Source organism: Actinosynnema sp. NPDC091369 (genome assembly GCF_044757065.1).
Lineage (GTDB): Bacteria > Actinomycetota > Actinomycetes > Mycobacteriales > Pseudonocardiaceae > Actinosynnema.
This window is the reverse complement of the sequence record NZ_JBIVUG010000001.1, coordinates 79,382-99,517: the sequence shown is the minus strand read 5'-3', so window position 1 is coordinate 99,517 and position 20,136 is coordinate 79,382. Positions and strand designations below refer to the sequence as shown.

Here is a 20,136-nt window from a genome sequence, read left to right as displayed (position 1 = left end):
TTTTTGCACCTCACACGCCCTGTTCCAGCACGTCCGCGGACGCCCCGCCCGCGAGCAGCGCCGCCGGCGGCGTGGCGAGGTCGCGCGGCGAGGACAGGTCCGGCCCGCGGTAGCGGGCGATCTCCGGCAGCGACCACCACCGCCGGCCGCTGACGTTCTCGGCCGCCAGGTCCCGGTCGGTCATCGCCCCGCGCGGCGGCGCGAACGACCGGACGCGCACCAGGAAGTAGTCGTTCACCACGCCGTCGCAGCCCGCCGCGTACCCGGCCCGACCGCCTCCTGCCGCCACACCGGCCGCGGCTCGACGTCGAAGTCGACCGCGCGGACCGAGTGGCGCAGGTTCACCGACCGCACCCGGCCGACTCTATCGAGTGAACGTGGCGTCGGGTGATCATCGACGACCGCGCCCACCGGCGTGTTCCGCGTCACGTCCAGCGCGTTCCCGCTGAGACCGCAATAATGCGGTTAGGCCGAATGCGTGGACACCACGTGTTCGAACCCCTCACGTCCACCAACCGAAGGCCCGGTGCAGGTAGCGTGCCGGCCGTGACCACTCCGGAGCCGCCACCGTCGCACGTGCGCGCCGCGTTCGGCGCGCGCGACGCCGAGCCGGAGCTGATCGACGGTGGCCCGGTCTGGCGGTGCGGTGACGCGGCCATCCGGCCCGCGGGCAAGCCGGCCGAGGCCACCTGGGTCGCCAAGACCCTCGACGCGCTCGACGTCGAGCACCTGCGCGTCGCCCGGCCGCTGCGCTCCACCGACGGCCGGTACGTCGTCGGTGGGTGGGCGGCGACCAAGTACCTGTCCGGGCGGGCCGAGCCGCGGCACGACGAGGTCGTGGACGTCGCCGTCAAGCTTCACCGGGCGACCGCCGACCTGCCCCGGCCCCGCTTCCTGGACGCCCGCACCGACCTGTTCGCCACCGCCGACCGCTGCGCGTGGGACGAGGAGAAGGCCGACCTCGACCCCGACCTGGGCGGCCGGTTGTTCGAGCAGGCCGCGGCCTACCGCAAGCCCGTCCCGCTCAAGCCCCAGGTCGTGCACGGCGACCTGTTCGGCACCGTGCTGTTCGCGGGCGACGCGGCCCCGGCGATCATCGACTTCGTCGCCTACTGGCGGCCGGCGCCGTACGGCGCGGCGGTCGTCGTGGTGGACGCGCTGTCCTGGGGTGGCGCGGATCACGGCCTGCTCCAGCGCTGGGCGCACCTGGACGAGTGGCCGCAAATCCTCCTGCGAGCGACCCTGTTCCGGCTCGCGGTCCACGCCCTGCACCCCCGTTCGAGCAGACAATCTCTCGCCGGGCTGGAGCGGACGGCGGCGCTCGTCGCCGACCTGCTGTGAACTCACCCTCACCGCGCGATCCCTGAGCTGTGAAGTTCGCGTGGACGAAACATTCCACGTGCTGCCGTTAACAGCCGCTTCCTACCGTCGGGCTCGTGACCGCCTCCGCGAGCATCGACACGCACTGCCCGTACTGCGCGTTGCAGTGCGCGATGTCCATCGACAACGGCAAGGTGTCGCCGCGCGAGTTCCCCACCAACCGCGGCGGCCTGTGCCAGAAGGGCTGGACGTCGGCCGAGCTGCTGACCTCGCCCGCCCGGCTCACCACGCCGCTGGTCCGCCGCGACGGCGAGCTGCGCGAGGCCACCTGGGACGAGGCGCTCGACCTGGTCGCCGCCAAGCTGGCGGCCCTGCGGGAGGAGCACGGCCCCGACTCGGTCGGCGTGTTCGGCGGCGGCGGGCTGACCAACGAGAAGTCCTACCTGCTCGGCAAGTTCGCCCGGGTCGCCCTGGGCACCTCGCAGATCGACTACAACGGCCGGTTCTGCATGTCCAGCGCCGCCGCCGCGGGCCTGAAGGCGTTCGGGCTGGACCGGGGCATGCCGTTCCCGGTGACCGACCTCGACCGCGCGGACGCGATCCTGCTGGTCGGCGGCAACCCGGCGGAGACCATGCCGCCGTTCGTGCAGCACCTGAAGAACGCCGAGCTGATCGTCATCGACCCCCGGCGCACGCCCACCGCCGAGCTGGCCACCCTGCACCTGCAACCCGCGCCCGGCACGGACCTCGCGCTCGCCCTGGGCCTGCTGCACACCGCCGTGGCCGACGGCTACCTGGACGAGGAGTACCTGGACCGGCGCACCACCGGCTTCGACGACGCCTGGCGGATCGCCGCGACGTGGTGGCCGGAACGGGTGGAGCGGGTCACCGGCGTGCCGGTCGCCGACCAGCGGGCCGCGGTGCGCATCCTGGCCGAGGCGCACAACGCCTACGTGCTGACCGGGCGCGGCACCGAGCAGCACGCCAGCGGCGCGGACACCGTGTCGGCGTGGATCAACCTGGCGCTGGCGCTGGGCCTGCCCGGCACCAAGTACTCCGGCTACGGCTGCCTCACCGGCCAGGGCAACGGCCAGGGCGGGCGCGAGCACGGCCAGAAGGCCGACCAGCTCCCCGGCTACCGCAAGATCGACGACCCGGCGGCCCGCGCGCACATCATGGACGTCTGGGGCGTGGACGACCTGCCCGGACCCGGCCGCTCGGCCTACGAGCTGCTCGACGCGCTGGGGCAGCCCGGCGGCCCGAAGGCGCTGCTGGTGTTCGGCAGCAACGTCATCGTCTCCGCGCCGCGCTCGCAGCACGTCGCCGACCGGCTGGGGGCGCTGGACCTGCTGGTCGTGGCCGACCTGGTGCTGTCGGAGACGGCCGCGGTCGCCGACGTCGTGCTGCCGGTCACGCAGTGGGCCGAGGAGAGCGGCACGATGACCAACCTCGAAGGCCGCATCCTGCTGCGCCAGGTGGCCGTGACGCCGCCGGAGGGCGTGCGCAGCGACTTGGACGTGCTGCGCGGCCTCGCCACCCGGTTGGGCCAACCGGCCGAGCGCTTCCCAAGTGAACCCGAAGTGGTGTTCGAAGAGCTCCGAGTCGCCTCCAAGGGAGGTGCCGCAGACTACTCGGGCGTGACGTACGAGCGCCTCCGCCGAGGGGAAGCCCTGCACTGGCCCGTCGTGGAGGACAGCACGCCCCGCACGTTTTTGGACCGCTTCGCCCACCCCGACGGCCGGGCGAGGTTCGTGCCCGTCGAGCACCGGGGGCCCGTCGAGTCGCCCGACGCCGACTTCCCGTTGCAGGCCACCACCGGCCGGGTGCTCCAGCACTACCAGTCCGGCGCGCAGACCCGGCTGGTGGCCGAGCTGAACCGGGCCGAGCCCGAGGCGTACGTGGAGGTGCACCCCGACACCGCGACCCGCGCCGGGCTGGCCCACGGCGGGATGGCGGCCGTCGTCTCGCGGCGCGGCCGGACCGTGGCGCGGGTGCGCTGCGTGCCGTCGATGCGGATCGACGTGGTGTTCCTGCCCTTCCACTACGCGGGCGAGGGCCGGGCCAACCTGCTGACCAACCCGGCGCTCGACCCGACCAGCCGGATGCCCGAGTTCAAGGTGTGCGCGGTCCGATTGGAGTCGGTATGAGGAACGTTGTCATCGTGGGCTACGGCATGGCCGGCGCCCGGCTGGCCGACGAGATCCGCCGCCGCGACCCGAAGGCGGAACGGGTGTCGGTGACGGTGCTGGGCGACGAGCAGCACCACGCCTACAACCGGGTGCTGCTGTCCAGCGTGGTGGCGGGGTCGCTGACGCCCGAGGCGGTGCGGCTGCACGACGCCGACTGGGCCGCCAAGCACCACGTCGACCTGCGGCTGGGCGGCGGGGTCACCAAGATCGACCGGACCCGCCGGGTCGTGCACGTCGGCGACACCGAGGTGCCCTACGACTCGCTGGTGCTGGCCACGGGGGCGCGCTCGTGGGTGCCGCCGACGCCCGGCCTGCTCGACGGCAACGGCGAGCTGGCGCCCGGCGCGGTGGCGTTCCGCTCCCTGGACGACTGCGCCCGGATCGTGGCGAAGGCGTCGCCCGGCACGCCGGTCGCGGTGCTCGGCGGCGGGCTGCTCGGACTGGAGGCCGCGCGCGGCCTGGCCGGTCGGGGCTGCCTGGTCACCGTCGTGCACCCGGTCGGGCACCTGATGGAGCGGCAGCTCGACGCGGGCGCGGGCCGGGTGCTCGCGGCCACGTTGCAGGGGCTGGGCATCGAGTTCCGGCTCGGGGCGCTGGCCACGAAGTACACGCCCGGCGAGGGCCTGGAGCTGGACGACGGCACGCACGTCCCCGCCGACCTGGTCGTCGTCTCGGCGGGCGTGCGCGCGGAGACGAGCCTCGCCGGCGAAGCCGGGCTCGACGTCGACCGGGGTGTCCTCGTGGACGACGCGCTGCGCACCAGCGACCCGAGGGTGCACGCCATCGGCGACTGCGCCCAGCACGTCGGCACGGTGTCCGGCCTGGTGCAGCCCGCGTGGGAGCAGGCCGCCGTGCTCGCCGACCGGCTGACCGGCGTCGCGCCCGCCGCCCGCTACGCCGGCACCACCGTCGTGACCAGGCTCAAGGCCCGTGACGTGGACCTGGCCGCGCTGGGCGACGTGCACGTGGGCGTCGACTCGCCCGACGACGAGGTGCTGTGCTTCCAGGACCCGGCGCGCGGCCGGTACGCCAAGCTCGTGCTGCGCGACGACAAGGTCACCGGCGCGATCGTGCTCGGCGCGCCGGACGCGGCGGCGGCCATCACCCAGCTCTACGACCGCGGCCTGCCCGCGCCGACCGACCGGCTGGCGCTGCTGCTGGGCCGCGCGCTGCCCGCCGAGAACGTGGCCAGCCCCGCCGACCTGCCCGCGTCCGCGGTGGTGTGCCGGTGCAACACGGTCAGCAAGGGCCAGCTGGTCAGCGCCTGGCGGGCGGGCGCGACGACGCTGTCCTCGATCGCCGAGGTCACCCGCGCGAGCACCGGCTGCGGCGGCTGCAAGGACGCGGTGTGCGGCATCGTCGACTGGCTCGCCGCCTCACAGCCCCAGTCCGCTTGATGTGCGCGGGAGTTGCCGCCGACGACACCTGTCCGAACGTCGGGGTAACGGCCCGTTCTTACGGTTCCCGCAACGGGAAAACGGTGTTCGGGAGGGTCCGATGAGCACGGTTGTGGAGACCAAGAGCGTTGCGCCCCGGGCGAAACGCGGTGGTCGGTGGATCGAGCACTGGGAGCCGGAGGACCCGTCGTTCTGGGAGACGACCGGCAAGAGGATCGCCCGCAAGAACCTGTTCTTCTCCATCCTGGCGGAGAACCTGGGCTTCACCGTGTGGAGCCTGATGAGCATCGTCGTCGTGAGCCTGGGCTCCGTCGGCTTCAGCTTCAGCGTCGGCCAGACGTTCTGGCTGCTGATCGTGCCCAACCTGGTCGGCGCGGTGCTGCGCATCCCCTACACGTTCGCGGTGCCGAGGTTCGGCGGGCGGGCGTGGACCACGCTCAGCGCGGGCCTGCTGCTGATCCCCACCACCATGCTGGCTATCGCGGTGTCGAACCCGGGCACTCCGTACTGGTTCTTCCTGCTCACGTCGGCCGCGATGGGCTTCGGCGGCGGCAACTTCTCGTCCTCCATGGCCAACATCTCGTTCTTCTACCCGGAGGGCAAGAAGGGCCTGGCGCTCGGCCTGAACGCGGCGGGCGGCAACCTCGGCGTGGCCATGGTGCAGCTCGTCGTGCCGATCGTCATCTCCCTCGGCACGGGCGTCAACCTGGCCTACGCGGCGCTGATCTGGATGCCGTTCATCATCGTCGCCTCGGCGTGCGCGTGGTTCCTCATGGACAGCCTCGCCCAGGCCAAGCCGGACGGCTCGTCCTACAAGAAGGCGATGTCGAACAAGCACACGTGGGTGATGTCGTTCCTGTACATCGGCACGTTCGGCTCGTTCATCGGCTTCTCGTTCGCGTTCCCGTCGCTGATCAAGATCAGCTTCGTGGACTACAAGAGCTTCGTCGGGCTGGCCTTCCTCGGCGCCCTCATCGGCTCGGTGAGCAGGCCGTTCGGCGGGTGGCTGGCCGACCGGTTCGGCGGCGCGCGGATCTCCATGGCCGTGTTCCTCGGCCTGGCCGTCGGCACGATCAGCCTGCTGGTCAGCATCGAGGTCCGCAGCTTCGCGCTGTTCTTCGGCTCGTTCATCGCGCTGTTCGTGCTGGCCGGCGTGGGCAACGGCTCGACCTACCGGATGATCCCGGCCATCTTCGCCGCGCAGACCGCCGACCTCCGGTCGGCCAAGCGGCAGGCCGCCGCCGTGGTCGGCATCGCGGGCGCGATCGGCGCGTTCGGCGGCGTGCTGGTGAACCTGGTGTTCAAGTTCTCGCTCGAGGGCAGCAAGACCCTCGCGCCCGCGCTCACCGCGTTCCTGGTCTTCTACGGCCTCTGCATGGCCACCACCTGGTGGTTCTACATGCGGCGACGGGTGTTCGCGCGCGTGCCGAGCCTCGCCTACGCCGGCGTGTGACGCACACAACCCTCTGAAGTGCGGCGTGAGGCCGCTTTAACGCCTGCGCAACATTCGCGACCTAGGCACGACACGGTGCCCGGTGAGCATTGACCTGGGCAGAAGAAGGGATTGGTCCCATGACGCGAACGCTGGTGGTGGTCGGTCACGGCATGGTCGGTCACCGGCTCGTGGAGGCCCTCCGCGAGAAGGACGTCACCGGCCAGTGGCGGGTCGTGGTGTTCGCCGAGGAGAACCGCCCCGCCTACGACCGGGTCGCGCTCTCCTCCTACGTGGACAGCTGGGACGCCGAGTCGCTCAGCCTCGCGCCGCACGCGGACGACGCCGTCGAGCTGCACCTCAGCGAGAAGGTGGTGCACATCGACCGCGACCGCAAGGTCGTGCGCACCTCCAGCGGCCGGGCGCAGCCCTACGACGCGCTGGTGCTGGCCACCGGCTCGGTGCCGTTCGTGCCGCCCGTGCCGGGCCGCGACCTGCCCGGGTGCCACGTCTACCGCACCATCGACGACCTCGACGGCATCCGCACCACGGTCGAGTCGGCGCGCGCCGCGGGCCGGCACGCGGGCATGGTGCTCGGCGGCGGCCTGCTCGGCCTGGAAGCGGCGAACGCGCTGCGCGGCATGGGCATCTCGCCGCACGTGGTCGAGCTCGGCCCGCGGCTGATGCCGCTCCAGGTGGACGAGGGTGGCGGCGGCCTGCTCAAGCGCCTGGTGGAGAAGCTGGACCTGACCGTGCACACGGGCACGTCCGCGTCCTCCATCGAGCAGGACGGCGAGCGGCTCATCGCCAAGCTGTCCAACGGCGTCGAGCTGGACCTGGACGTCGTGGTGTTCTCCGCGGGCATCCGGCCGCGCGACGAGCTGGCCCGCGAGTTCGGCCTGGTGGTCGGCGAGCGCGGCGGCATCATCGTCGACAAGGCGTGCCGCACCTCCGACGAGCACGTCTACGCCATCGGCGAGTGCGCCAACCTCGACGGCATGGTCTACGGCCTGGTCGCGCCCGGCTACTCCATGGCCGAGGTGGTGGCCGACCGGCTGCTCGGCGGCTCGGCCGAGTTCCCCGGCGCCGACATGTCCACCAAGCTCAAGCTCCTCGGCGTGGACGTGGCCTCGTTCGGCGACGCGCACGCCAAGCAGGAGGGCGCGCTGGAGGTCGTCGTCAACGACGCCGTGGCCGGCACGTACGCCAAGGTCGTGGTGTCCGACGACGCGAAGACCCTGCTCGGCGGCATCCTGGTCGGCGACGCGTCCAAGTACATGTCGCTGCGGCCCCTGGTCGGCCGGCCCGTGCCCGGCGACCCGGTGGCGCTGATCGGGCCGGAGGGCGGCGGCGTCGAGCTGACCCTGCCGCACGACGCCCAGGTGTGCTCGTGCCACGCGGTCACCAAGCAGCACATCGTGGACGTGGTCAACTCCGGCGAGGCCGTCGACGTGCCCGGCATCAAAGCCTGCACGAAGGCGGGCACCGGCTGCGGCTCGTGCGTGCCGATGCTGAAGAAGCTGCTGTCCGAGTGCGGCATCGAGCAGTCCCGCGCGCTGTGCGAGCACTTCGACCACTCGCGCGCCGACCTGTTCGAGATCGTCCGCTCCACCGGCATCACCACGTTCTCCGAGCTGATCTCCCGGCACGGCCGCGGCTTCGGCTGCGACATCTGCAAGCCCGCCGTCGCCTCGATCCTCGCGTCCCTGGACAACGGGCACGTGCTGGAGGGCGAGCAGGCCACCCTCCAGGACACCAACGACCGCTTCCTGGCCAACATGCAGCGCAACGGCACCTACTCGGTCGTGCCGCGCATCCCCGGCGGCGAGATCACCCCGGAGAAGCTGATCGTCATCGGCGAGGTCGCCCGCGACTTCGGCCTCTACACCAAGATCACCGGCGGGCAGCGGATCGACCTGTTCGGCGCGACCGTCGACCAGCTCCCGCAGATCTGGAAGCGCCTGGTCGACGCCGGGTTCGAGTCCGGGCACGCCTACGGCAAGGCGCTGCGCACGGTGAAGTCGTGCGTCGGCACCACGTGGTGCCGCTACGGCGTGCAGGACTCGGTGTCGCTGGCCATCGAGCTCGAACTGCGCTACCGCGGCCTGCGGTCGCCGCACAAGCTCAAGTCCGCCGTGTCCGGCTGCGCGCGCGAGTGCGCCGAGGCCCGCGGCAAGGACTTCGGCATCATCGCGACCGAGAACGGCTGGAACCTCTACGTCGGCGGCAACGGCGGCTTCACCCCGCGCCACGCCGACCTCATCGCGTCCGACGTGGACACCGAGACCCTGATCAAGCTGATCGACCGGTTCCTCATGTTCTACATCCGCACCGCGGACCGGTTGCAGCGCACCTCGACCTGGATCGAGTCGCTGGAAGGCGGGCTGGACCACCTGCGCGACGTCATCGTCCACGACAGCCTCGGCATCTGCGCCGACCTGGAGGCGGCGATGGCCAAGCACGTGGACAACTACGCCGACGAGTGGCGCGGCGTGCTGGAGGACCCGGAGAAGCTGTCCCGCTTCACCTCGTTCGTCAACGCGCCCGGCACGCCCGACCCGACCATCTCGTTCCGGGAAGAGCGCGGCCAGAAGGTGCCGGTCCTGTTGGGTGTTCCCAGTGTCAGCCAGGCGGAGGTTTCCCGATGACACCCGTGTGCGAGTTGAGCGCCCTCCGCCCCGACCAGGGCGTCGCGGCGCTGCTGCCCGACGGTTCCCAGGTGGCGCTGTTCCTGACCTCGGCGGGGACGGTGCACGCGCTGGGCAACATCGACCCGTTCAGCGGCGCGGCAGTGCTGGCGCGCGGCATCGTCGGCGACCGCGGCGGCGTGCCCGTGGTCGTGTCGCCGGTCTACAAGCAGGCGTTCGAGCTCTCCACCGGCAAGTGCCTGGACGACCCCTCGACCGGGGTGCCGGTGCACCCGGTGGTCGTGACCGACGGTGTCATCCAGGTCGGGTCACCGTGAACGCCGCCCCGCTGGCCGGGTACACGGTCGGGGTGACCGCCGCCCGGCGGGCCGACGAGCTCTCGGCTCTGCTCGAGCGCAAGGGCGCGACCGTGCTGCACGGTCCCGCCATCAGGATCGTGCCGCTGCCCGACGACGCGGAGCTGCTGGCCGCGACCAGGGCGGTGGTGGAGGAACCGGTGGACTTCGCCGTGGCGACCACCGGCATCGGCTTCCGCGGCTGGGTCGAGGCCGCGGAGGGCTGGGGGCTGGGCGCGCGCCTGCTGTCCCGGTTGTCCGGGGGACGGGTGCTGGCCAGGGGGCCGAAGGCGCGGGGCGCGGTGCGTGCCGCCGGGTTGGTGGAGGCGTGGTCGCCGGAGGGGGAGAGCAACGCCGAGTTGCTGGACCACCTGCTGCGGTCCGGTGTGTCCGGCAAGCGCGTCGCGGTGCAGCTGCACGGCGACACGCTGCCGGAGTTCACGTCGACCTTGCGCGCGGCCGGTGCCACGGTCGTGGAGGTCCCCGTCTACCGCTGGACCGGCCCGGCCGACCCCGCGCCTCTGGAACGGCTGCTGGAGGCCGTCCTGGCCGGTCAGGTGGACGCGCTGACGTTCACCAGCGCGCCCGCCGCGGCGTCCGTGCTGCGGACCGCCGAGGCCATGGGCAAGCTGCCCGAGCTGACGTCGCTGCTGCGCCGGGACGTGCTCGTGGTGGGCGTCGGCTCGATCACCGCCGGCCCGCTGGTGTCCGCCGGCGTCCCGGTCGTGCAGCCCGCCCGCGCCCGGATCGGCGCGCTGGCCCGGGAGCTGACCCTCGAACTGCCCGCGCGGGCGACCCGGCTGCGCATCGCGGCCCGGGACGTCGAGCTGCGGGGCCAGGCCGTCGTCGTCGACGGTGAGCTGCGTCCCGTCCCCCCTGCCCCGATGGCCGTGCTCCGCGTGCTGGCCGCCGCCCGCGGCCGTGTGGTGTCCCGCCGCGACCTGCTGGCGGCGCTGCCCAGCGGTGGCGAGGAGCACGCCGTCGAAACCGCCGTCGGCCGGCTGCGCTCCGCGTTGGGCGAACCGCGCATGGTCGCCACCGTCGTCAAGCGCGGCTACCGCCTGGCCATGGACCCCGCCGGAGTCGCCGTATGACCCTCGTCCTCGTCGCGCACGGCACCCGTGACCCCGCCGGGGCCGTCGTCGTGGAAGAGATCGCGTCCCTCGTCCGCGCCCGCCTCGGCGGCGTGCCCGTCCGGGTCGCCTACGCCGACGTGCGCCAACCGGACGTGACGTCGGTGCTGTTGTCGGTGTCCGGTCCCGCGGTCGTCGTGCCCGCCTTCCTGGCCGCCGGCTACCACGTCCGGGTGGACATCCCGGCCCAGGTGGAGGCGTCCGGCCACCCCGACGCGGTGATCACGGACCCGATCGGACCGGCCCTGCTGCCCGCGCTGCTGGCCCGCCTGACCGAAGCGGGCTGGACCAGGGGCGACTCGGTCGTCCTGGCGGCGGCGGGCTCCTCGGACCCGCGCGCCCTGGCCGACGTGCGCGCCACCGCCACCGCCCTGTCGCGCCGGGTGGGCCCGGTGACCATCGGCTACGCCGCCACCGCCGAACCGCGCATTGCGGACGTGGTCGCCGCCGCGTCGGGCCGCGTGGCCGTCGCCTCGTGGCTGCTGGCCCCGGGCCTGTTCCACCGCGTGGTGGCCGAGTCGGGGGCGGCCGTCGTCGCCGCCCCGATCGGCGCGCACCTGCGCGTCGTGGAAGCCGTCCTGCTGCGCTACTACGAGGCCCGCTGCTTCCAGGACGTCGCCTGACCCGAGAGTCCTACGTCCAGGACCCGAGAGTCCTACGTTCGCGACCCCTGAGTTCAACGCTCAGGGGTCGTCGGCGGGTGCGACCCAGGAATAGTTGAGCCTTCAACCAGGTTGACCCGGACACGACCGCCGCACCAGGGCGGTCACCGTCCGAGGAGGCAGCCATGCCCGCCGTCACCGCCGACACCCTCACCCTGCCCCGCCTCCCGCGCCTGCCCGAGGCCGCCACCGCGTGGCGCGAGGTGCGCCGGGTCGTGCGGGCCCAGCGGTTCCTCGAAGGCGAGGGCTTCCAGGTCCGCCGCCCCTTCCCGGGCGTCGACCTGCCGGACGCCGACCCGTTCCTGCTCCTGGACCACATGGGCGCGGTCGAGTACGGGCCCGGCGAGGCCAAGGGCGCGCCCTGGCACCCGCACCGGGGCTTCGAGACCGTCACCTACATGATCGACGGCGTCTTCGAGCACCGGGACTCCACCGGCGGCGGCGGTGTCATCACCAACGGCGGCACGCAGTGGATGACCGCCGGTTCAGGAGTGCTCCACTCCGAGCTGCCGTCGCAGGAACTGGTGGCCAAGGGCGGTCTGTTCCACGGCGTGCAGCTGTGGGTCAACCTGCCGCGGTCGGCCAAGTGGACCCCGCCCCGCTACCAGGACATCACGCCGGCCGAGACCGTCCTGCTGTCCAGCGACGACGGCGGCGCGCTGGTCCGCGTGATCGCGGGCGACGTGGCGGGCCACCGCGGCCCCGGCATGACGCACACGCCGATCACCTACCTGCACGCCACCCTCAGCCCGCACGCCCGCCTGACCGTCCCCTGGCCGGAGGAGTTCACCGCGATGGTCTACGTGCTGTCCGGTCGCGGCACGGTCGGCGCCGACCACCGGCCGCTCGACGAAGGCCACCTGGCCACCCTGGAGCGCGGCGCCGCGCTCACCCTGCAAGCCGACACGACGTGGGACGTCCTCATCCTCGGCGGTCTGCCGCTGCGCGAGCCGGTCGCGCGCTACGGGCCGTTCGTGATGAACACCCGCGCCGAGATCAGGCAAGCCATCGAGGACTTCCAAGCCGGGCGACTGGGCGTCACGCACGTCCCGCACGTCACCTCGGCGGATGAGGAGCTGTCATGACCGACGTCAGGGAACTGCTGCGCAAGGGGCGGATGTTCCGCGCCTCCGGCGACCCGAGCGGCGCGGCGCGGTACCTGGCCGAAGCCGCCGAGCACGCGCCGCGGGACCGGACCGTGCTGACCGAGCTGGCGCTGGCGCACTTCCAGTCCGCCGCCCTGGGCAAGGCCGAACGGGTCCTGACCACGCTCGTGGACCTCGACCCGTCCGACGGCTACACCCGCCTGCTGCTGGGCCGCACGCTCAGCCGGCAGAGCAGGCACGCCGACGCCCTGCCGCACCTGCGGCTGGCCGCCGCGATCACCCGTGACCCCGAGGTCGCGGCCGAGGTGGACCGCGCGCGGGCGCGGGTCACCACAACCCGGGAGGCTCCTCCGCCTTCTCCTTGACCGCGTCCTCCCAGCGGTACGTGCGCAGGTCGACCTTCCCGTCGTCGGCCACCACGCCCTCCTCGCGGAGCAGCTGCAACTGCTCGTCGGCGATGTGGGGCGCGCACGTGCCGTTGGCGCGCAGCACCCGGTGCCACGGCAGGTCGTGCCCGTCCTGGTTGAGCACCTGCCCGACCAGGCGGGGCGACGGCGCGCGGGCGATGTCGGCGACGTCACCGTAGGTCGCGACCCGGCCGCGCGGGATCCTGCGCACGACTTCGCGGACCATCTCGTGCAACTCTTCGTCCACCCCCACAGCTTTCCACGGGGGAACATCGACTCCTCTCGCGCCTCGCGTCTCGCGCCTCGCGCCTCGCCGCGAGGTCGACCTCCCGGCGACCTCGCCCGCCGTCTGCGGAGCAGCGGCAATCCAACACTGTCGGTGGTCTGTGGTTCCATCTCCGCCGTGGCGGCGAACAGGGCACCCCTCCTGGTGCGCCGGGTGCGGCAGGACGAGCCCCGGCGCGAGTGGGACGCGCCCGCACGCGCCGTGTTCGACCACCCCGGCGGCCCGCTGCGCGTCCTCGGCGGCCCCGGCACGGGCAAGACGACGTTGCTCGCCGAAGTCGTGGCGGACCGCGTGCTGCACCACGGCGTGCACCCCGAGAACATCCTGGTCCTGACCCCGAACCGCCGTGCCGCCGAAGCCATGCGCGCCCACATCACCCGGCTGCTGACCGGCGCCCGGACCGACGGCGCCCTGCCGACCACCCAGGAACCGCTGGTCCGCACGGTCCACTCCTACGCCTTCGCGGTCCTGCGCGTGCAGGCCGTCCACCGGGGCGAACCGGCCCCGCGCCTGCTGTCGGGCCCCGAGCAGGACGCCGTGGTCCGCGAACTCCTCGCCGGCGACGTGAGCATGGGCGCGCCGAAGTGGCCGGAACGCCTGCGCCCCGCCCTCTCCCTCCCCGGCTTCGCCCACGAGCTGCGCGACCTGATGCTGCGCGCCACCGAGCGCGGCCTGGCCCCGGAGGACCTGACCGAGCTGGGCCGCAAGCACGCCCGCGAGGAGTGGGTCGCGGCCGGCCTGTTCGCCACCCAGTACGAGCAGGTCAACCTGCTCGCCAGCAGCGGGCAGGGGCACGCGCCGTCCTTCGACGCCGCCGAGCTGGTCGGCAGCGCGCTGCTCGCCTTCCAGACCGAACCGGACGTCCTGGCCGCCGAACGGCGACGCGTCCGGCACCTCCTCGTGGACGACGCCCAGCACCTCGACCCGCTCCAGCACGAGCTGATCCGCGTGCTGGGCGACGCCGCCCACGAGTTCGTCCTCTCCGGCGACCCCGACCAGGCCGTCTTCTCCTTCCGCGGCGCGGACCCGAGCCTCCTCGCCGAGTCCGACGCCCCGGCGGCGGTCCTCACCACGGGTCACCGGATGACGCCGGAGATCCGCGCCGCCGTGGGCCGGCTCGCCGCGCGCCTGCCCGGCACGTCACCCACCCGCGCCGTCACCCCGGTGGACGACACGGGCAACGTCCAGGTCCGCCTGTTCGCCTCCGCCGCCCAGGAGGCGAGCTGGGTCGCCGACCAGCTCCGCCGCGCCCACCTGATCGACGAGGTCCCGTGGTCGGAGATGGCCGTCGTGGCCCGCTCGGCCACGAGGTCGCTCCCGGTCCTGCACCGCGCCCTGCTCGCCGCCGGCGTCCCGGTCGCCGTGCCGCGCGACGAGCTGCCCCTGGCCCGCCAACCGGCCGTGGTGCCGTTCCTGGCGCTGCTGCGCTGCGCGGCCGTCCCCGGCAGCCTGGACGAGGACACCGCCGCCATGCTGCTGTCCTCGCCCCTGGGCGGCGCGGACCCGCTCGCCCTGCGCCGCCTGCGCCGCGGCCTGCGCCGCCTGGAACTGGCCGCGGGCCGCGACCGCCCGAGCGGCGAGCTGCTGGTCGAGGTGATCGAGTCCGACGACCGCCTGGCCGCCCTGGAGGACGCCGAGGCGCAGCCGGCCCGCCGCGTCGCGGGCCTGCTCCGCAAGGCGCGCAAGGGCATCGCCGACGGCCTGACCGTCGAGCAGGTGCTGTGGGAGCTGTGGCAGGCCACCGGCCTGGAGCTGCGCTGGGTGGCGCAGTCCGCGCGGCACGGCACCGTCGGCGTGCAGGCCGACCGGGACCTGGACTCGATCGTCGCGCTGTTCGAGGCCGCCGCGAAGTACGTCGACCGGCTCCCCGGCTCCGGCGCCGAGGGCTTCGCCGACTACCTGGCCGCGCAGGAGATCGTCGGCGACACCCTGGCCGCCGCCGCGCCCACCGGCGAAGCCGTGTCCGTGCTCACCGCCCACGCCGCCGCCGGTCGGGAGTGGACGGTCGTGGCCGTGCCGGGCGTGCAGGAGGGCAGCTGGCCCGACCTGCGGCTGCGCGGCTCGTTGCTGGGCGTGGAGCGCATGGTCGACGTGGTCGCGGGCATGTCGACCGAGACGGTGTCCGCGGTCGCGCCGATCCTCGCCGAGGAACGCCGCCTGCTGCTCGTCGCCGCGAGCCGCGCCCGGCGGACGTTGCTGGTCAGCGCGGTGCGCGGCGAGGACGAGCAGCCGTCCCGGTTCCTGGACGAGATCGAGGAGCTGTCCACCGACGAGCCGGAACGCCCGACGTTCACCCCGGAGCGCGGCCTGGTGCTGGCCGAGCTGGTCGGCGAGCTGCGCCGGGTCGTGTGCTCCGACGACGAACCGGCCGAGCGCCGCGAACGCGCGGCCACCCAACTGGCCCGCCTCGCCGCGAACGGCGTGCCGGGCGCGCACCCGGATTCCTGGTACGGCCTGGCCGACGTCACCACCGACGATCCACTGTGGACCGAGGAGCACACCGTCAGCGTGTCGCCGTCCACGGTGGAGACGCTGGCGAAGTGCCCGCTGCGCTGGGTCGTCGAACGGCACGGCGGCCAGGACCCGGCCGAGCTGGCGTCGATCACCGGCACCCTCGTGCACGCCCTGGCGCAGGCCGCCGCGACCGGGGCGGACGAGCAGCAGCTGCGGGCGAAGCTGGACGAGGCGTGGGCCGCGGTGGACGCGGGCGCGCCCTGGTTCTCCCGGCGCGAGCGCATCCGCGTGGAGCGGATGCTCGACACGTTCCTGGAGTGGCTCGCGTCCAGCCGTTCCCAGCTGACCCAGGTCGCGGTCGAGGAGGACATCTCGGTCGAGATCCCCCGGCAGGACGGCGGGCCGAAGCTGCGCGTGCGCGGCCGGGTCGACCGGCTGGAGACCGACCGGGACGGGCGGCCGGTCGTCGTGGACGTCAAGACCGGCAAGACCCCGGTGAGCAAGAACGACGCGCAGCAGCACCCCCAGCTCGCCGTCTACCAGCTCGCGTCCGCGCTGGGCGGCTTCACGCACCTGGGCCTGGCCACCGACCCGGGCGGCGCGCGGCTGCTGTACGTGGCCAAGGAGGACAAGAAGACCGGCGCCGTCGAACGCGAGCAGGCCCCGCTGGACGAGCAGGGCGTGCGGGTGTGGCTGGAGGCCGTGCAGCTGGCCGCCGGGTCGAGCGTCGGGCCGACCTACCAGGCCACCGAGAACGCGGACTGTGACCGCTGCCCGGCCCGCACCACCTGCCCGGTGCACTCGTCCGGTCGCCAGGTCAGCCAGTAGTGCCCCGCTGACCAGCCACTACCGTTCCGCCCTGCGGGTCGCCGAAGCCCGCGCGACCCGAGCACGGAGAATGCGGGACGTGGTCGTGCCGAGCGGGGTCGAACGGGTGGCGGGTGAGCCGGTGGCTCTCGCCAGCCCGTACGAGGTCGCCGAAGCGCTCGGCCTGCCCAAACCCACCCCCGAGCAGGCCGCGGTCGTCGCCGCCCCCGCCGCGCCCGCGCTGGTCGTGGCGGGCGCGGGCGCGGGCAAGACCGAGACCATGGCCGCCCGCGTGGTCTACCTGGTCGCGAACGGCTTCGTCACGCCCGACCGGGTCCTCGGCCTGACGTTCACCCGCAAGGCGGCGCGCCAGCTGTCGGACCGGGTGCGGCTGCGGCTGCGCCGGCTCGCCGGGTCGTCCCTGCTCGACCGGCTCGACCCGAGCGGCGAGCGGCGGGCCGCGGTGCTGACCACCGAGCCGGTGATCCTCACCTACCACGCGTACGCGGGCCGGCTCGTCGGCGAGCACGGCCTGCGGCTGCCCGTGGAGCCGGGCGTGCGGCTGCTCACCGAGACCGCCGCGTGGCAGCTCGCGCACCGCGTCGTGTCGACGTGGAACGACGACCTCGACACCGACAAGGTGCCCGCCACCGTCACCGGCTACCTGCTCGCGCTCGCCGGTGAGCTGGGGGAGCACCTGGTCGAACCGGTCGCGCTGTGGCGGCACGCCGAGCGGCTGTGCGCGATCATCGAGAACGCGCCCAAGACCGCGCGGCAGCGCGACGGCCTGCCCGAGTCGCTCAAGGCCGTGGTGAACGCCCAGCGGCTGCGCGTCAACCTGCTGCCGCTGCTGGAGGCTTACCAGGCGCGCAAGCGGCGTGAGGCGGCGATGGACTTCGCCGACCAGATGTCCCTGGCCGCCCGGCTCGCGTCCGAGCACCCGGAGGTCGTGCGCGGCGAGCGCGAGCGCTACGGGGCCGTGCTGCTGGACGAGTACCAGGACACCGGTCACGCGCAACGCGTGCTGCTGCGGTCGTTGTTCGGGCGGGGCGAGCCGATGCCGGTGACGTCGGTGGGCGACCCGGCGCAGGCGATCTACGGCTGGCGCGGCGCGTCGGCGGCGAACCTGCCCCGGTTCGTGCACGACTTCCCGCCCGCGAAGAAGTACGGCCTGCTCACCAGCTTCCGCAACCCGCCGGAGGTGCTGGCCCTGGCCAACGCCGTCTCCGCGCCGCTGCGCGCGATGGGGCTGGACGTGGACGAGCTGCGCGCCCGTGACGGCGCCGGGCCCGGTGACGTGCGGGTGGCGTTGTTCGACGACGTGCGCCAAGAGCTGGAGTGGGTGGCCGACACGGTCGCCGCGCAGTGGGAGCAGCACCTGGACACCAGCGACGAGCCGCCCACCGCGGCCGTGCTGGTGCGCCGCCGTTCCGACATGGCGAACATCGCTGCGGCGCTGCGGGAACGCGGCCTGCCGGTCGAGGTCGTCGGCCTGGGCGGGCTGCTCGACGAGCCGGAGGTGCGCGACCTGACCAGCGCGTTGCGGGTGCTGGTCGACCCGTTGGCGGGCACCGCCGCCGCCCGCCTGCTCACCGGCTCGCGCTGGCGCGTCGCCGCCTACGACCTGGCCGCGCTGTGGGCCCGGGCGCGTGACCTGGCGGGCGCGCCGAGCAGGCAGGCCGTGGCGAGCGACCCGCTGGCCGTGATCGCCGACGCGCTGCCCGGCGAGCACGCCGAGCAGGCCGGGCTCGCCGACGCGCTGGACGACCCGGGTGACCCGACCGCGTACTCCGCCGAGGGGTACCGGCGGATCCGGCGGCTGGGCGCGGAGCTGTCGTCGTTGCGCCGCCGGCTCGACCAGCCGCTGCCCGAGCTGGTCGCCGACGTCGAGCGCACGTTGTTGCTGGACATCGAGGCCATGGCCCGGCCGGGCGGGGTGGGGCGGGCGCACCTGGACGCGTTCGCCGACGTGGTCAACGACTTCGCCGCGGCCAGCCCGTCGGCCACCCTGCCCGCGCTGCTGGACTACCTCTACACCGCCGAGCAGGCCGAGGACGGCCTGGAGCCCGGCGAGGTGGAGGTGGCCGAGAACCGGGTGCAGGTGCTGACCATGCACTCGGCGAAGGGCCTGGAGTGGCACATCGTCGCCGTGCCGCACGTGGTGAAGGACGTGTTCCCGGGCCGGAAGAAGTCGTCGAGCTGGCTGCGGTCGGTGGCCGAGCTGCCCGCCGACCTGCGCGGTGACGCCGAGGACCTGCCGAAGCTGCGCATCGCGCCCGACGCCAACCGCAAGGACGTCGAGGAGGCGCTGGTCCGGCACGAGGACGACTTCGACGCGCGGCGGCTGGTGGAGGAGCGGCGGCTGCTGTACGTGGCGCTGACCAGGTCCGAGCACAGCCTGCTGGTGTCGGGGCACTGGTGGGGCGAGACGGGCGACAAGCCGAAGGGCCCGTCGGCGTTCCTCACCGAGATCCGCGAGTCGGTGCTCGCCGCCGACCACCCGCCCGCCGACATCGCGCACTGGGCGCCACGCCCGGCCGAGGACGAGCCCAACCCCCTGGCGTCGCAGACGAAGACGGCCCAGTGGCCGACCGACCCGCTGGGCAAGCGCCGCGCCGCCGTGGTCGAGGGCGCCACCCTGGTCCTCTCCGCCCTCGACCAACTGGGTGAGTCGAACCCCCAGGCCCCGAGTGTCGAACCTCCAGGACCCCCGAGTTCAACGCTCGAGGTCCCCCGAACGGAGGACGACGATCCGGAGGGCTGGGCGCGCGACGTCGAAGTGCTCCTCGCCGAACGCGCCGCCGCGGCCGACCGCCGGGAACGCGTCGTCCTGCCCGACAACCTGTCGGTCAGCCAACTCGTCGAGCTCGCCGCCGACCCGGACCTGTTGGCCCGCCGGTTGCGCCGCCCCCTGCCGTTCCCGCCCAACCCGCTGGCCCGCCGCGGCACGGCGTTCCACACGTGGCTGGAACAGCGGTTCGGCGCGAGCCGCCTGTTCGACCTCGACGACCTGCCCGGCGCGGCCGACGAGGGCGCGGCCCCCGACTCCGACCTCACCCGCCTGCAGGAGGCGTTCCTGGCCGGCGCCTGGGCCGATCGCGTGCCGCACGACGTCGAGGTGCCGTTCGAGGCCGAGATCGACGGCCTGTCGGTGCGCGGCCGGATGGACGCCGTGTTCGCCGACGACGACGGCGGCTGGACCGTGGTCGACTGGAAGACCGGCGCCGTGCCCGACGAGGACCGCTTGCCCGCGCTGTCGGTGCAGCTCGCCGCCTACCGGCTGGCGTGGGCGGCGTTGACCGGGAGCCCGGTCGAGAAGGTGCGGGCGGCGTTCCACTACGTGCGCCAGGACCACACGCTGCGCCCCGCGGACCTGCTGGACGCCGACGGCCTGCGCGCGCTGATCCGCTCGATCCCGGACTAGCCGTTCACCCGCGCGTTCGCGGGCACGTCCTTCAGCACCCGGTCGTAGAGCACTTCCAGCAGCCACCGCCCGAACAGCGACGGCCCGAACTCCGTCGACCGGTCCTCCGGCGGCACCAGCAGCTCGGCCGCGCCCGCGGCGTCCACCGCGACCACGCCGATGCCGTAGTAGTCCAGCTCGATCAACGGCCACGACTGCGCGCCCTGCGGCGCGGGCAGCACCACCGAGCACGGCGCGAGGGTCATCAACGTCCCGCACGACTGCAACGCCCGGTCGACCGTCGACTCACCCACCAGCACGCCGACCAGCTCCACCGCCGGCACCGGCAACCGGTCGTGCGCGGCCGGCTCGAACCACGAGCGGAACCACGACGGGTCGGCCTGGGGCGGCCAGCCGTTCGCGCTGCGCCACTCGTGCACATCGGCACGAACCCGCACGACGGCCGACACCTGGTGACCCAGCACGGCGACGTCGGGGACGACGATGCCGCGCCAACCCAACGCCGACGCGGCAGGGTGGAGGAGCGGTTGCACTCG

Annotated in this window: 15 protein-coding genes; 12 read left to right on the top strand and 3 right to left on the bottom strand. The window is 73.6% G+C overall.

Going from position 1 to position 20,136, the window contains the following annotated elements; all coding sequences use genetic code 11:
* Window positions 1-10: 10 nt before the first annotated feature.
* Window positions 11-241, bottom strand: a complete 231-nt coding sequence (locus tag ACIQMJ_RS00435) for an NUDIX hydrolase (protein WP_499758872.1) — start codon at window positions 239-241, stop codon at window positions 11-13.
* Window positions 242-546: 305 nt separating this feature from the next.
* Between ACIQMJ_RS00435 and ACIQMJ_RS00430 the strand changes: the two genes are divergently transcribed.
* The 10 genes from ACIQMJ_RS00430 to ACIQMJ_RS00385 all read left to right on the top strand — a co-directional run bounded on the left by ACIQMJ_RS00430 (window position 547) and on the right by ACIQMJ_RS00385 (window position 12,587).
* Complete coding sequence (locus tag ACIQMJ_RS00430) at window positions 547-1,341, top strand: TIGR02569 family protein (protein WP_499758871.1); 795 nt, start codon at window positions 547-549, stop codon at window positions 1,339-1,341.
* Between the two features lie 152 nt (window positions 1,342-1,493).
* Complete coding sequence (locus tag ACIQMJ_RS00425; RefSeq protein ID WP_499760220.1) at window positions 1,494-3,467, top strand: molybdopterin oxidoreductase family protein; 1,974 nt, start codon at window positions 1,494-1,496, stop codon at window positions 3,465-3,467.
* Entirely contained in the window at window positions 3,464-4,906 is a 1,443-nt protein-coding gene (locus ACIQMJ_RS00420; RefSeq protein WP_499758870.1) for an FAD-dependent oxidoreductase, read from the top strand. The genes ACIQMJ_RS00425 and ACIQMJ_RS00420 overlap by 4 nt, the downstream gene beginning before the upstream one ends.
* A 100-nt stretch (window positions 4,907-5,006) precedes the next feature.
* Complete coding sequence (locus tag ACIQMJ_RS00415) at window positions 5,007-6,359, top strand: MFS transporter (RefSeq protein ID WP_499758869.1); 1,353 nt, start codon at window positions 5,007-5,009, stop codon at window positions 6,357-6,359.
* A 119-nt stretch (window positions 6,360-6,478) separates the two neighbouring features.
* Window positions 6,479-8,986 carry a nitrite reductase large subunit NirB gene (gene nirB, locus ACIQMJ_RS00410; RefSeq protein WP_499758868.1) on the top strand — a complete coding sequence of 836 codons (2,508 nt, stop codon included), beginning with the start codon at window positions 6,479-6,481 and terminating at the stop codon, window positions 8,984-8,986.
* Complete coding sequence (gene nirD / locus ACIQMJ_RS00405) at window positions 8,983-9,303, top strand: nitrite reductase small subunit NirD (protein WP_387483042.1); 321 nt, start codon at window positions 8,983-8,985, stop codon at window positions 9,301-9,303. The genes nirB and nirD overlap by 4 nt, the downstream gene beginning before the upstream one ends.
* Window positions 9,300-10,415 (top strand): uroporphyrinogen-III synthase, encoded by a 1,116-nt coding sequence (locus ACIQMJ_RS00400; RefSeq protein ID WP_499758867.1) that lies wholly within the window; start codon window positions 9,300-9,302, stop codon window positions 10,413-10,415. The genes nirD and ACIQMJ_RS00400 overlap by 4 nt, the downstream gene beginning before the upstream one ends.
* Complete coding sequence (locus ACIQMJ_RS00395; protein ID WP_499758866.1) at window positions 10,412-11,077, top strand: sirohydrochlorin chelatase; 666 nt, start codon at window positions 10,412-10,414, stop codon at window positions 11,075-11,077. Before ACIQMJ_RS00400 ends, ACIQMJ_RS00395 begins: the two co-directional genes overlap by 4 nt.
* A 164-nt stretch (window positions 11,078-11,241) precedes the next feature.
* Entirely contained in the window at window positions 11,242-12,201 is a 960-nt protein-coding gene (locus ACIQMJ_RS00390) for a pirin family protein (protein ID WP_499758865.1), read from the top strand.
* A complete protein-coding gene (locus ACIQMJ_RS00385; RefSeq protein WP_499758864.1) occupies window positions 12,198-12,587 on the top strand; it encodes a tetratricopeptide repeat protein in 390 nt (129 codons plus the stop codon). The genes ACIQMJ_RS00390 and ACIQMJ_RS00385 overlap by 4 nt, the downstream gene beginning before the upstream one ends.
* On the opposite strand, the gene ACIQMJ_RS00380 is transcribed toward ACIQMJ_RS00385, so the two are convergent.
* The gene (locus ACIQMJ_RS00380) at window positions 12,550-12,876 is read right to left on the bottom strand and encodes an MGMT family protein (protein WP_499758863.1); all 327 of its coding nucleotides are present in this window, start codon (window positions 12,874-12,876) and stop codon (window positions 12,550-12,552) included. The two genes, ACIQMJ_RS00385 and ACIQMJ_RS00380, sit on opposite strands and share 38 nt — an antisense overlap.
* A 156-nt stretch (window positions 12,877-13,032) precedes the next feature.
* On the opposite strand from ACIQMJ_RS00380, the gene ACIQMJ_RS00375 reads away from it, so the two are divergent.
* Both ACIQMJ_RS00375 and ACIQMJ_RS00370 read left to right on the top strand, forming a co-directional pair.
* On the top strand, window positions 13,033-16,197 hold the full coding sequence (locus ACIQMJ_RS00375) for an ATP-dependent helicase (protein ID WP_499758862.1): 3,165 nt from the start codon (window positions 13,033-13,035) through the stop codon (window positions 16,195-16,197).
* A gap of 70 nt (window positions 16,198-16,267) precedes the next feature.
* Window positions 16,268-19,600, top strand: coding sequence for an ATP-dependent helicase (locus tag ACIQMJ_RS00370; RefSeq protein WP_499758861.1), 3,333 nt, complete (start codon window positions 16,268-16,270; stop codon window positions 19,598-19,600).
* Here the strand turns inward: ACIQMJ_RS00370 and ACIQMJ_RS00365 are convergent.
* Window positions 19,597-20,133: a hypothetical protein gene (locus ACIQMJ_RS00365; protein ID WP_499758860.1), complete on the bottom strand. Its 537-nt coding sequence runs from the start codon at window positions 20,131-20,133 to the stop codon at window positions 19,597-19,599. The two genes, ACIQMJ_RS00370 and ACIQMJ_RS00365, sit on opposite strands and share 4 nt — an antisense overlap.
* Window positions 20,134-20,136 lie beyond the last annotated feature (3 nt).